The 12914-nt window shown below is 72.1% G+C and carries 10 protein-coding genes; 2 read left to right on the top strand and 8 right to left on the bottom strand.

Annotation, left to right across the window (positions count from 1 at the left end; genetic code table 11):
* The first annotated feature begins 2 nt into the window (after positions 1–2).
* Positions 3–485 carry an Lrp/AsnC family transcriptional regulator gene (locus P3T29_RS13910; protein WP_280716720.1) on the top strand — a complete coding sequence of 161 codons (483 nt, stop codon included), beginning with the start codon at positions 3–5 and terminating at the stop codon, positions 483–485.
* A 112-nt stretch (positions 486–597) separates the two neighbouring features.
* On the opposite strand, the gene P3T29_RS13915 is transcribed toward P3T29_RS13910, so the two are convergent.
* The 5 genes from P3T29_RS13915 to P3T29_RS13935 all read right to left on the bottom strand — a co-directional run bounded on the left by P3T29_RS13915 (position 598) and on the right by P3T29_RS13935 (position 5151).
* A complete protein-coding gene (locus P3T29_RS13915) occupies positions 598–1404 on the bottom strand; it encodes a S16 family serine protease (RefSeq protein ID WP_280716721.1) in 807 nt (268 codons plus the stop codon).
* Positions 1405–1440: 36 nt separating this feature from the next.
* On the bottom strand, positions 1441–2091 hold the full coding sequence (locus tag P3T29_RS13920; protein ID WP_280716722.1) for a helix-turn-helix domain-containing protein: 651 nt from the start codon (positions 2089–2091) through the stop codon (positions 1441–1443).
* 304 nt (positions 2092–2395) lie between these two features.
* On the bottom strand, positions 2396–2746 hold the full coding sequence (locus P3T29_RS13925) for a DUF2752 domain-containing protein (protein ID WP_280716772.1): 351 nt from the start codon (positions 2744–2746) through the stop codon (positions 2396–2398).
* A gap of 129 nt (positions 2747–2875) precedes the next feature.
* A complete protein-coding gene (locus tag P3T29_RS13930; RefSeq protein ID WP_280716723.1) occupies positions 2876–3112 on the bottom strand; it encodes a TM2 domain-containing protein in 237 nt (78 codons plus the stop codon).
* 215 nt (positions 3113–3327) lie between these two features.
* Entirely contained in the window at positions 3328–5151 is a 1824-nt protein-coding gene (locus P3T29_RS13935; RefSeq protein WP_280716773.1) for a DEAD/DEAH box helicase, read from the bottom strand.
* A 312-nt stretch (positions 5152–5463) separates the two neighbouring features.
* On the opposite strand from P3T29_RS13935, the gene P3T29_RS13940 reads away from it, so the two are divergent.
* A complete protein-coding gene (locus tag P3T29_RS13940; protein WP_280716724.1) occupies positions 5464–5964 on the top strand; it encodes an SsgA family sporulation/cell division regulator in 501 nt (166 codons plus the stop codon).
* Positions 5965–5975: 11 nt separating this feature from the next.
* Here the strand turns inward: P3T29_RS13940 and P3T29_RS13945 are convergent, their stop codons facing one another.
* The 3 genes from P3T29_RS13945 to P3T29_RS13955 all read right to left on the bottom strand — a co-directional run bounded on the left by P3T29_RS13945 (position 5976) and on the right by P3T29_RS13955 (position 12755).
* The gene (locus tag P3T29_RS13945) at positions 5976–8525 is read right to left on the bottom strand and encodes a DUF2156 domain-containing protein (RefSeq protein WP_280716725.1); all 2550 of its coding nucleotides are present in this window, start codon (positions 8523–8525) and stop codon (positions 5976–5978) included.
* The gene (locus P3T29_RS13950; RefSeq protein WP_280716726.1) at positions 8522–9841 is read right to left on the bottom strand and encodes an alpha/beta hydrolase-fold protein; all 1320 of its coding nucleotides are present in this window, start codon (positions 9839–9841) and stop codon (positions 8522–8524) included. The genes P3T29_RS13945 and P3T29_RS13950 overlap by 4 nt, the downstream gene beginning before the upstream one ends.
* A gap of 349 nt (positions 9842–10190) precedes the next feature.
* Complete coding sequence (locus P3T29_RS13955; RefSeq protein ID WP_280716727.1) at positions 10191–12755, bottom strand: phosphatidylglycerol lysyltransferase domain-containing protein; 2565 nt, start codon at positions 12753–12755, stop codon at positions 10191–10193.
* Between the last annotated feature and the right edge of the window lie 159 nt (positions 12756–12914).

Genomic DNA, 12914 nt, shown 5'->3' on the forward strand with positions numbered 1-12914 from the left:
CAGTGCACTCCCTCAACGACACCATCGACACGCTCGACGGAAAGTTGATCAGACTACTGACCGACGAACCCAGGATCGGCGTACTGGAGTGCTCCCGCCGCCTACAGGTCGCCCGGGGCACCGTCCAGGCCCGGCTGGACCGGCTCCAGACGAAGGGGGTGATCGGCGGCTTCGGCCCGCAGGTGGACCCGGCGGCGCTCGGCTACCCCGTGATGGCCTTCGCCACCCTGGAGATCTCGCAGGGCCAGGGGGTGGACGTACGGGCGCACCTGTCGTCGGTGCCGGAGGTGCTGGAGCTGCACACCATCACCGGCCAGGGCGACATGCTGGTACGGATCGTGGCCCGCTCCAACGCGGACCTCCAGCGGGTGATCGACCGGGTGGTGTGCTTCGACGGGATCGTCCGCGCCTCCACGGCGATCGCACTGGAGAACCCGGTCCCGTACCGGGTCCTACCGCTGGTGGAGCAGGCCGCCGGGGAGTGAACCCGGGCAGCCACCACCAGTGGCGCGGGGAACTGCGCGAAACCGGAAGGCAACGGTCCGAACCCTTCCGCTTCGCTCCGCCCCCGCTCCCCTGTTCCGTTGGCGGAGCCGTTCAGCAGCTGGGGACCGTCCCGCCGGTCTTCAGCGCCTTCAGCGCGTTGACGGAGTCGGTGAGCGTGGTCACGGGGATCAGCCGCAGCCCGGCCGGGGTGTTGACCTTGGCGTCCGAGCACTCGTCCTTGGGGACCAGGAAGACCGTCGCGCCGTCCCTGGCCGCCGCCCGGGTCTTCAGCGGGACGCCGCCGACCGCGCCGACGTTGCCCTGGTCGTCGATGGTGCCGGTGCCGGCGATCACCCTGCCACCGGTCAGGTCGCCGCCCTGGCCGTCGCCCGCGAGCCGGTCGATGATCCCGAGGGCGATCAGCTGGCCTGCGCTGGGGCCGCCGATGTCGCCGAGGTCCACCGTCACCTTGACCTGGCTCGGCGCGAGGCGGAGGTAGCCGAGCGCCGCGACGGTCGCGCTGTCCTGGGACTGCGTCATCTGGTCGGCGGTCACCTGCTGGGCCTTCGCCGGGTCCGTCTGCGGGTAGACCGCCTCGGAGGGCAGTACGGCCTCCGCCGAGCTGCCCCAGGCCCGCAGGGCGGTCCAGAGGGTGGTCCGCTCGCCCGGGTTGGTCGCCGAGATGGTGACCATCCGCAGCTGTCCTTCGGTCTGCCTGGTCGGCGCTCCGGTGATGGTGAGCACCTGCTTCCCCTGGTACGTGCCGAGGACGTCCGCCGTCGAGCCGGGCCACGTGAGGGTGTACGGCAGCGGTGCGAAGGCCGCGACCGCGAACAGTGAACCGACCAGTACGCCGCAGAGCGCCAGCGCGCGGGTCTTGGGAGCGGTCAGGGCGGGGGGCAGCTTCACGTCGGGCACACCGGAATCCAAACACACCGGGGCGCCCGTCGGGACTCACCGCAGCGCGTCGGCCACCTCGGTCGCGGCCTCGACCACGCGGGGGCCGACCCGCTCGGGCACCAGCCCGTTCAGCATCACCACGCCGACGCTGCCTTCTATCCCGCTGAGGCCCAGCAGCGCGGCCGCCGCACCGCTCGCGCCGGACTGCTCCTCCGCGCGGGTGATGACGAACCCCTGCTCGGGCCGGCGCTGGCCCGGGAAAGCGCGCGCCTCCAGGATCGCCCGGCCGGCCGCGCTCTCCTCCAGCGGGTGGCGCAGGCCGGTCCGGTACGCGACGTGGAAGTCCGTCCAGCTGGGCTCGACCACGGCGACGGCGAGTGCCTCGGCCCCGTCCACCAGCGTGAGGTGGGCCGTCGCGCCGAGGTCCTCGGCGAGGCTGCGCAGCGCGGGCAGGGCGGCCTCGCGCAGCAGCGGGTGCACCCGGTGGGCGAGCCGCAGCACACCGAGGCCGACCCGGGCCCGGCCGCCGATGTCGCGGCGGACCAGGCCGTGCTGCTCCAGGGTGGCCAGCAGCCGGTAGACGACGGTGCGGTTGACGGCGAGGCGGGCCGCCAGCTCGGTGACGGTCAGGCCGCGCTCGGAGTCGGCGAGGAGCTTGAGGACGCGTACGCCTCGGTCCAGCGTTTGGGAGGTCTCGGCAGTCACGAAGCGCTTTCCTTTCTGCGGCGGTCGCCGGCAACGCCGGGACATGCCGGTGCCGGGACAGGGGTGACGCACGCAGGAGGGGTGGCTGCGGTGGCTTCTCGGCTCGGGGTGGGGGCGTGAGAGAGCGTGGGGAGAAGGTAATGAAGGAGAGGCACCCGGCGGAAGTAGTTGTCCCGAATTCGGGCAGGATCGATGCAATCCCGTGCTCCAAATCGGGGCAAGAAGGCTATTTTTCAGGGCCATGGCGAACATAGGTTCGATTCAATTCCGGAGTCCGGACACCACCGGTCACCAGGGCGGCGGTTCAGAGGACGTTTCGGCCGATCGTCCAGGCGACGGCGGCGGCGAGCACGACGGCCGTCCCGAGCGGTCCGAGCCGCAGCCGCCAGCGGCGGCCGGCCAGACCGTGGCGCAGCCAGGTGAGGTAGAACGCGGCGAGCAGCGGGAGGGCCAGCAGCAGCCCGGCGTTGTCGTGCCACGCTGCGGTGAGGTCGCCGTGCATCAGGTCGTACGCCATCCGGGTGCCGCCGCAGCCGGGGCACTGCCACCCGGTCAGCCGCCGCCAGGGGCAGAACGGCAGCGCCTGCCCGGGCAGGTGCGGGTTCCGGGACCACAGGTACCCGGCGGCCGCGACACCCGCGCCCAGCAGGGCCAGCGGCTGGGCGGCGGCCCGGAGGCGGTCCCGGCGGGAGGCAGGAGGGGCGGCGGAAACGCGAGTACCCCCGTCCCGGGTGACGTCACCGGGACGGGGGTCGATTCGCGGGCTGTGCGCCGGGGACACCGATCAGCTGCGGAGCTTGCGGCCCTGGGCGTCGGTGCGGTCGTTGCTGGTCAGGAAGATGATGCCGTCGATCAGGGCCCAGAAGCCGAGACCACCACAGGTGCAGAGCTGCGCGATGGCCATACCGGTGTGACCGGTGTAGAAACGGCCGGCGCCGAAGCCGCCGAGGAAGATCTGCAGCAGACCGGCGGTGACCTTCGACTTGTCGGACAGCTCGGCGTTGTTGGCGGGGTGAGACACGGTGGTGCGCTCCTTCTGACGGCATGTCAAGCGGCGAGACGGCGACGTCTCGGCATTCAGCGGGGTACCGGATGTACGCCGCGAATTCCCCCGCGAGCGCCATGGCATGCGGAACAGTAGCGGATCATCAGATCAGCTGTCTCCACAGAATCTCCGCCGACCGCTGAACTGCCGCGTCGGCTCCCGGCGGAGCGCCACCAGGAGCCGACGGAACATCAACCGTTCGCCCACTCACGGATCTTGGCGATCCTGGCCTTCAGCTGATTGGCCGTCGCCTGGGCGGTGAGCGGTCCGCCGCACTGGCGGCGCAGCTCGTTGTGGACGGTGCCGTGCGGCTGGTTGGTGCGGTGGTGCCAGGCGGCGACCAGGGCGTTGAGTTCCTTGCGCAGGTCGCGCAGCTCCTGGTGGGTGACCACCGGACGCTGGTCGGCGGGGAGTTCGAGCAGGTCGGCCTCCCCGGCGGGCTTGGCCTTGCTGCGCTGGATCTGCCGGGTCTGGCGCTTCTGCAGCAGCATCTGCACCTGGTCCGGCTCCAGCAGGCCCGGGATGCCGAGGTAGTCGTCCTCCTCCTCGCTGCCCGGGTGCGCCTGCATGCCGAATTCCATGGCGTTGTAGAGCACCCGGTCGAAGACCGCGTCCGAGCCGAGCGCCTCGTACGAGAGCTCGTCGCCCCCGGCGCCGTCGGGGCCGTCGTTGGCCCGCTCGGCCTCGGCGAGCAGCCGGTCCTCCTCGTCGAAGAGACCGTCGCCCTCCTTCTTCGGCCGGTCCAGCACGTGGTCGCGCTGCAGCTCCATCTCGTTGGCGAAGCTGAGCAGCATCGGCACCGAGGGCAGGAAGACCGACGCCGTCTCGCCGCGCTTGCGGGCCCGGACGAAGCGGCCGACGGCCTGCGCGAAGAACAGCGGGGTGGAGATCGAGGTGGCGTACACGCCGACGGCGAGCCGGGGCACGTCGACGCCCTCGGAGACCATCCGGACGGCGACCATCCAACGCGAGTCGCCCTCGGCGAAGTCGGTGATCCGCTGCGAGGCCTCGGTCTCGTCGGAGAGCACCACCGTGGCGCCCTGGCCGGTGATCTCGCGGATCATCTTGGCGTAGGCGCGGGCGGCGTTCTGGTCGGTGGCGATGACCAGCCCGCCGGCGTCCGGGATGGCCTTGCGGACCTCGGTGAGCCGCTTGTCGGCGGCGCGCAGCACGTTCGGGATCCACTCGCCCTGCGGGGCGAGCGCGGTGCGCCATGCCTGGGCGATCAGGTCCTTGGTCATCGGCTCGCCGAGCCGGGCCTCCAGCTCGTCGCCGGACTTGGTCCGCCAGCGCATGTTGCCGCTGTAGGACAGGAAGATCACCGGGCGCACGACGTGGTCGGCGAGGGCGTGGCCGTAGCCGTAGGTGTAGTCGGCGACCGACTTGCGGATGCCGTCGCCGCCCGCCTCGTACGAGACGAACGGGATCGGGTTGGTGTCCGAGCGGAACGGCGTACCGGTCAGCGCGAGGCGGCGAGTGGCTGGCTCGAACGCCTCGAAGCAGGCCTCGCCCCAGGACTTCGAGTCACCGGCGTGGTGGATCTCGTCCATGATCACCAGGGTCTTGCGGGCCTCGGTGCGGTTGCGGTGCAGCATCGGGTTGACGCCGACGCCCGCGTAGGTGACCACGATGCCGTGGTAGTCCTTCGACAGCGGTCCCGAGGAGTAGGCCGGGTCGAGCCGGATGCCTATCTTCGCCGCCGCCTCGGCCCACTGCTTCTTCAGGTGCTCGGTCGGCGCGACGACGGTGATCTGCTGGATCAGGTGGTTGTGCAGCAGGTACGAGGCCAGCGTGAGCGCGAAGGTGGTCTTGCCTGCGCCCGGGGTCGCGACCGCGAGGAAGTCGCGCGGCTGCTTCTCGATGTACCGGTCCAGCGCGCCCTGCTGCCAGGCCCGGAGCCTGCCTGCGGTACCCCAGGGGGCACGGCCGGGGAAGGCCGGGGACAGGTGGTGCGAGGGCGCTGCGGCGGCGCGTACGGCGGCGTGCGGGTCGGCATCCGAGAACAGCGGAGCCATCGGGGAAGCGGCGGCAGTACTCACGGTCTCCGAGTGGGATCGTCGCAGGTCAGGGCCGTGAATCAAGCCCCGCACCACGGTCGGGCGGCGGTCGGACAACCCGCCTAGCCTACCGGGCCGGGCCCCCGAACGGCGCCCGACACCGCGCGCCGACCGGTTCCCGCAGGTCACCCGCCCTGGTGGTTTGGGGGGTTTCGGAAAATGTTCCTGAAGCCGTGTAAGCAGAGCCACATCCACCACTCTCACCACGTGAGACCCGACCGACCCACCGGTAGCAGGGCCCTCTACAGACCCACCATCGGGAGGAACCACATGTCCGCAGTCGTCGAGCAGGCCGTCCAGGCGCACCTGATCCTGTCCACCCGGCGGTCCGCCCGCCTCCGGGTCACCCTGCGCTACCGGGCGGACGACCCGCTGGCGGTGCGGATGGGCTTCCCCGCCGAGTACTCCCTGGACGCCGAGCACCCGATGGATCCGGAGTACTCGACGGGCCCGGAGCACCCGATGGACCCGGAGCACCCGATGGGCCCGGCGAGCGCGGCCGGCCCGGAGCCGGAGATCGAGTGGATCTTCGCCCGGCACCTGCTCGCGGCCGGGCTCGACCTGCCGTCGGGCGTGGGGGACGTGCACATCCGGCCCGCCCAGGAGCGGCACACCGTGGTGGAGCTGCGGGCGGCGGAGGGGGTGGCCCTGCTGCGGTTCGACACCGCCGGACTGCGGCGGTTCCTGTGGCACAGCTACCTGGCCGTACCGGAGGGCGAGGAGTTCCAGCGCCTCGACGCCGACCGCGCGCTCGCCGAACTGCTGAGCTGAGACCGACCTGTCTAAGCGGTCAGCTTCCGCATCAGCCGGACTCCCTGAGTCGGCGTCAGGTGCGGGAGGTAGGCCTTGCCTATCGCGCGGGTGATGCTGGCGAGCGCGGCCGGATCGGGGTAGACCATGTACATCGGCCGGTACTCGGGCTGGAACTTGGCCTTGAACGCGAGCAGCGAGCGGAAGCCGTAGACCGGTTCCAGTGCCTTGCCCGTCCAGTCGAGCATCCGCTGCAGCGCGGTCGGCGGCTCACCCCGGTCGGAGCGGGCCAGCGGGGCGCCGGAGAGGCTGAGGAAGCGGGCGCCCTCCTCCTTGAAGCCGAGGGCCGCCGAGGCGATCAGGAACTCCATCACGCCCCGGAAGGGCCGATGAGCGGCTTCGCCACGGGCATCGGCCCGGCGCCGCATGAAGTCGAGCGTCCAGCCGACCGGCTCGCCGTTCTCGTACACCGGCATCCAGCTGGTCAGCCCGTGCACCGTCCGCTCGGCGTCCACGGCGATCAGTACCCGGACGGCCGGGTCGTCCAGCTCGGCCAGCCCACCGAGGGTGAACCCCATCTCGGGCAGGCCCTTGTCGGAGACCCACTCCTCGGAGATCGAGCGGATCTGGTCCTTCACGGCGAGCGGCGCGTCGGCGTAGCGCCACCACTCGGCAGTGATGCCCTGCCTGCCCGCCTTGTTCAGCGAGGTGCGGATGTCCTGCCACTTCTTCCCCGTGAAGGCGAGATCCGGCAGCGGCACCACGGTGTCCTCCGCGACCTGGAGCGAACGCCAGCCGAGCGCCTCGGCCGCACTCCGGGTGTCGGGGGTGACGCTGTAGAAGCAGGGCGTCCAGCCGCGCTCGTCGCAGTACCGGGCGAACCCGCCCACCGCCCGCCGCCGGGCCGCCGGCTCGCCGAACGGGTCCCCGGTGGTCAGTGCGACGGTGGCGATCACCCGGTACGGGACGGCGGCCTCGCCCGCCTCGTCGAACCAGTAGTGGTTGCCGTCCCAGGTGCTGATGAAGGAGAGTGTCGAGCCGCCGTGCCGGACGAGCAGCGCGCGGGCACGGGCGGCGTCCCCGGCGTCCAGGTGTACCGCCGGGCGGCGGAAGGCGAGCAGCAGCACGGCCAGCGTGACGGCCCAGAAGACCAGGCCGCAGTAGATCTCCAGTGACTGCGCCACCCCTCCCACGGCGATCGGGTGGTCCGGCAGCAGGTCGCTGTAGGAGGGCGGCAGCAGCTCGGCCGGCAGCCCCTCGACCAGCCGCCCCAGCGTGGCGGTCGGCTCGTACTGGTCGCGGACCAGCCGGCCGAGGCCGACGTACGCGCCGCAGGCGAGCAGCAGCGTGCCGCCGATGACGGCGGCCGGCCGACGGGTGTCGCGGCGCGGCAGCCGCTGGTCGAAACGGCGCCGGGAGACCAGCAGCAGCACCAGCATCAGTACCGGCAGCAGCAGCGACTCGCCGATCAGTTCGTAGAGGTAGGAGGTGCCGCCGCCGGCCTGGAAGTCGTGGTAGCCGAGGACGAGCAGCCAACAGAGCACGCCGGCCCAGAGCAGCTCGGTGACGGTGGTGATCCACCAGGCGAGCCGCAGGCCGCGTCGGAGCCCCTCCGCCAGCACCAGCAGCAGGACGGGGACCAGGGCGGCCATCAGGCGGCCCGGGGAGTCGAAGAACCGGACCTCGGAGTGCACGCGGGCGCAGGACCGGACGGAGTCGTCGCAAGCCAGCGAGATCTCGTCGGCCGAGGGGACGTGCGAGAAGTAGAGGTCGCCGAGCGTGTTGAACGGGCCGCCGGCGTCGTGGTAGAGCGAGGCGATCAGCGGGCCGAGCGCGGTGGCGACCAGGCACAGGGCCACCAGCACCCGCGCCTCGGTGTGCGAGACGGGGTGCGGCCGGGCCGGCCGCCGGCGCTGCAGCAGTGCGCCGACCGCGATCCCCACCAGCACCCCGGCCGCCCGCTGCACGCTCTGCAGATGGCCGATGTACAGCATCATCACCAGCGGGACGAGCACCACCAGCAGCCGCAGCCGGCGGCGCCAGAGCACGGTCAGCCGGAAGCTCAGCACGGCGGCGAGCGCGAACAGGCCGATGGCCGGCCCGATCGAGATCTGATCCTGGATCTCCAGCGTCCACCCCAGGTCGGCGGCGATGCCGAGCCGGACCAGACCGGTGCCGAGCAGGGCCCCGAACACCTGCCCGGCCAGCAGCAGGGCGGCGCTGAGCGGGGCGCCGAGCCGCTCCTCGGCGGCCGGTCCGATCACCAGCAGGAGCAGCGTGGTCGCGACGTACGAGCCGAGGCCCGAGCACCAGAACAGCGAGCTGACCGGCGTCCACCAGTGGCCCGCGCCCAGGGTGGGCAGGCCGACGCCGATCTGCTCCAGCAGGTGCTGGGAGGGCCCCTGCCCGATGCTGCCGGTGGCCGCGCCGACCGTCCAGAGCGTGACGAGCAGCGTCAGCGTGAGCGGCGCGGCGCGCAGCTGGGCGGTGAGAGGGGCCGACGCGCGCAGCCGGCGGGGCCGGTCGCGCTCGAGGCGCGGGGTGATCGGGACGGGTGCGGCCGGCGCGATGGTCACGGTCATCGGATCAGTCCCGCCTGCTGGGCCAGCCAGGGGAGGTTGCCGCCCAGCCCGGCCCGGAAGGTGTTCCAGTCGTGGCCGCCCGGGACGGTCTGGAACTTCGCCGTCATCCCGGCCTTCACGGCGGCCGCGTAGGCCTTCCGCTGCTGCGGCCCGTACTCCCCGTCGCCGGCGCCGACCACGAAGACGGCGGCGGTGTCGGGGAATCGCCGACGGGCCATCACATGCAGCGGGTCGACGGCGTCGAAGGCCGTCTCGTCGCCGCCGAAGGCCGCCTTGACGGTCCTGCTGTGGCTGCCGAGGGTCGGCGCGTCCTGTCCCGAGATGTCGAGGAAGGAGCCGTAGACCTGCGGCGCGTCGACGGCGAGCTGGAGCGAACAGGTGCCGCCGAGCGAGAGACCGCCGATCGACCAGGCGGTGCGGCCGGTGGCGGTCTGCAGGTGGGCGTGGACCCAGTCGGGGACGTCCTGGGCGAGGTAGGTCTGCGCCTTGGCGATCCGTGAGTCCAGGCAGAGCGTGTTGTTCCAGGGCGAGCCGATCGGGTCCGCGACCACCACCACCGGGGCGAGCCCGTCGTGGGCGGCGGCGAAGCCGTCCAGTAGCCGCTGCAGCCCGCCGGAGTTGACCCAGTCGGCCGGCGTCCCCGGCTGACCGGCCAGCAGGACCAGCACGGGCAGCAGCGGGCGCGGGCTCGCCTGGTAGGCGGGCGGCAGGTAGACGTACGCGTCGCGGGCCTTGAAACCGGACTTGGCGCCCGGGATCGGCGCGGTGGAGACGGTGCCGTTGGCGGGCAGCCCGGCGGGCCGGCGCCAGACCTCGGCGAGCACCTGGCCGGGCAGCGGGGTCACCGTGCTCGGGGCCTGACCGGTGGTCAGCGCGTCGGTCCGGCCGATCCAGGGGGCGAGCAGCACGCGGAAGGTCGGGTACTGGTCGAAGTACCGGTTGACCTGCGAGGAGGACATCAGCAGCACCAGTACGGCGGCCGACGCGGCGACCGCTCGCCCGCGCCACCGGAGCCCGGGCAGCCGGACGGCCGCCAGGCCCAGCCCGAGAATGCCGACGCCGATCCAGCCGGTCACCTGGCGCGGCAGGCTGTCCGGGAAGGGCTGCCACCAGTCGTCGACGGCGACCTGCAGCAACACGGTGAGCCCGGCGGCGAGCAGCAGCACGGCCGGGAGGCGGCGGGTCCACCAGCGCGGGGTGCGGGAGACCGCGACGGCCATCAGGGCGGCGGCGCCGATCGCCAGGACCGCGTACGGGATCACCCCGTGGGTCAGCGACCAGTCGAGCGGATTCCACGCCGCTATCGGCCGGCTCATCGTTCTCCTTCGGATACTTCAGATACGTCAGAGGTGCGAACACCACGACGTCGCCGTGGTAGGCGTTTCGCCTGGTGAAGCCCCCGCCGCAGGTGTTGATCCGCCGGTGGGAGCCGGGTCCCGCGCCATGGACCTTCGCGTCGGGAAGTCCTGGTCGGTCACCCTTGTGGAAGGTGCCGAGGCGGTGGGAGGCGGCGGGCCCGCGCTTGGTATCGACGTGCCCAGCCGTGATCGCGGTTCCCCGGGCAAGCGTAGGCCCAGCCACTACGCCCAGTGAACCCGCAGGATCGCCGGCCGACATCCACAGCTCGGACGAACCTCACCCCCGCCGATCGGCGAGAATCGCAGGTCAGTCAGCTGACGGAGCGTCCGGAACGGCCTGCACCGAACGATTGGCCGAACGACCGGCCGAACGGCCTCGCCGCAGCGACGGCCGGGTCAGGAACCCCTCGGCGATGGCGTTGGCGACGGCGATGGCGGGCAGCTCGGAGGACTTCTCGTACAGCACGAAGCGCGGCTCCCAGCTGGGCTGGTACTTCGCGTTGGCCCGGTACAGCGACTCCAGCTGCCACCAGCGGGACAGGAAGCGCAGCACCGACCGGGTCAGCCGCAGCACCGGCCCGGCGCCGATCCGGCCGCCCTGCTCGAAGACGTACCGGAACATCGCGAAGTTCAACGACACCCGGGAGAGGGTCAGCTCCCCCGCCTTGGCCCGCAGCAGCACCTCCGTGATCATGAACTCCACCAGCCCGTTGTCCGACTCCCGGTCACGCCGCATCAGGTCCAGCGACAGACCGTGCGCGCCCCACGGCACGAAGCTGAGCAGTGCGCACGTCCGGTCGTTCTCGTCCCGGCACTCGACCAGCAGGCAGTCGCCGTCCGCCGGGTCGCCGAGCCGCCCGAGCGCCATCGAGAAGCCGCGCTCGGTCCGGCCGTGCCGCCAGGCGTCCGCGAGCCGCACCAGCTCCGCGAGTTCGCCCTCCGGGATGTCCCGGTGGCGCCGCAGCACCACGCGGTACCCGGCCTTGCGGACCCGGTTGTACGTCTGGCGCAGCGTCCGCATCGAGCGGCCCTCCAGGCTGAAGCCATCCGTCTCGACCACCGCCTCGTCGCCGATCTCCAGCGCCCGCAGCCCCGCCCGCCGGTACGCCGTGCCGGCCTGCTCGCCCGCGCCCGTGACGGCCGGGATCCAGGCGTGGTCACGGACCTCCTGCCGCCAGACCTCGATCGCCTGCGGCCAGGCCTCCGGGTCCCCGAGCGGGTCGCCGGAGGCCAGCGCGACACCGTTCACCACCCGGTGCAGCACGGCGGCCTTGCCGGACGGCGACCAGCAGACCGACTTGTCGCGGCGCAGCGCGAAGTAGCCGAGCGAGTCCCGGGCACCGTGCCGCTCCAGCAGCGCCCGCAGCCGCCGCTCGTCCTCCGGCTCCAGGTGCAGCAACCCGCGCGCGGAGCGGAAGAACACCCGGACGGTGAGCAGCAGCAGCGCGGCACCGAGGATGTTGATCGTCAGATCGGCCCAGCCGGCCACCTCCAGCGGCGAGTACTCGACGATCCCGGAGAGGGTGACCAGCCGGAACAGGACGTACTCGGCCGCGTCCCCCCAGCCGGGCGGGGTGCCGGACTGGCTGAGGCGGACCAGTGCCGCGCCCAGGCCGGTGAGCGCGGCCCCGCCGAGCAGCAGCACGCCGAGACCGAGCACGATGTTGCCTCGCCCGCCCTTGACGTGGAAGGCGGGCCGGCCGAGCAGCAGCACGACGAACAGGACGACGGTGAGCGCCGCCGACACCCAGTTGAACGGGTGTGCCCGGTCCTCGGGCAGCACCACCAGCGCGAGCAGGAACAGCACCGCGTACACCGCGACGACGGCGACCGCGACGATCCAGGCGGCCCGCTTGCGGCGGCGCAGCATCACCGCGAGCAGCCCGGCGAAGAGCGCGGCGGTGAAGCCGGCCGTCATCAGCACGGGGGTAAAGAACTGGCCGCTGTTGGCGTGGTTGACCTGGTCCCGGAAGGGTTCGATCAGCCCGGCGACCAGGTTGAGCAGCGCCGCGATCCGCAGGTACCACTCGGCGAGTACCGCGCACCGGGCCCGCCAGGCGGGCAGCGGCGGCGGGACGTACGGCTCGGGCGGCAGCTCCGGCTGTGCCGGCTCCAGTGGCACGGGCTCCGCCACGACGTCGGGGGCGCCCGCGAGCACGTTGTAGACCGAGGACTTGGCCGCGACCAGACGTTGGTGGATCTGGGTGTCCCGGCGCTCGGCCCGGGCCATCCGCTTGGGCCGCGAGTGGTACCGCCAGCGTGCCCACGGACTCCTCGGGCGGGCCAGCCGGACCGCGCCGATCGCCGCGAGCGGCCACACCATCACACCGAGCAGGCCGGTCCAGATCTTGCCCTTGATGAGGCTGATCACCACCAGGAGCAGCAGCACCCCCGCCCCCACCAGCTGCCCCAGCGTCAGCCCGCCGTTGAAACCACCGAACGGCAGCTCACCGAGCAGCAGCAGACCGATGATCGACACCGCCAGGATCACCGCGTCCACGGACTTACGGCCCTGCTCGCTCCAGTAGACGTCCTGCAGGTGCAGCACCAGCGCGAACTCGTCCAGCACCAGCCCGCAACCGATGCCGAACCCGACCGCCAGCACCTCCCGCAGCACCCCTCCGCTGCCCCGGACGGCGAACGCGCCGACCCCGCAGATCACCATCAACGCCTGGCCGAACACCACGTGGTGGATGTGCAGCCCACCGGGGGTCACGTTGCCCGGCCACCAGCTGGTGCCGCGCCGGATCATCCGGACGCTGAAGCGGATGAACAGGAACGAGGCGATCAGCCCGGCCAGCAGCAGGAAGAGCGGCTGCCGACCGGTGTCGACGATCCGCTCCCGGTACGCGTCGAGCACCGACTGCCACATGGCTGGACGTACACCTCCGGACAGCGTTCCGATCGGGTGGGTTCGAGCGGGTGGGTTCGTACGGGCGGGCTGGCTCGTACGGATGGGCTCTTACCCAGCATGGCTCTGACCCTCCAGCTGACGTCGGATCAGACCCTGCCGCCAGCCGACAGGCCCTCA

Origin of the sequence: Kitasatospora sp. MAP5-34 (assembly GCF_029894335.1) — a bacterium.
Lineage (GTDB): Bacteria > Actinomycetota > Actinomycetes > Streptomycetales > Streptomycetaceae > Kitasatospora.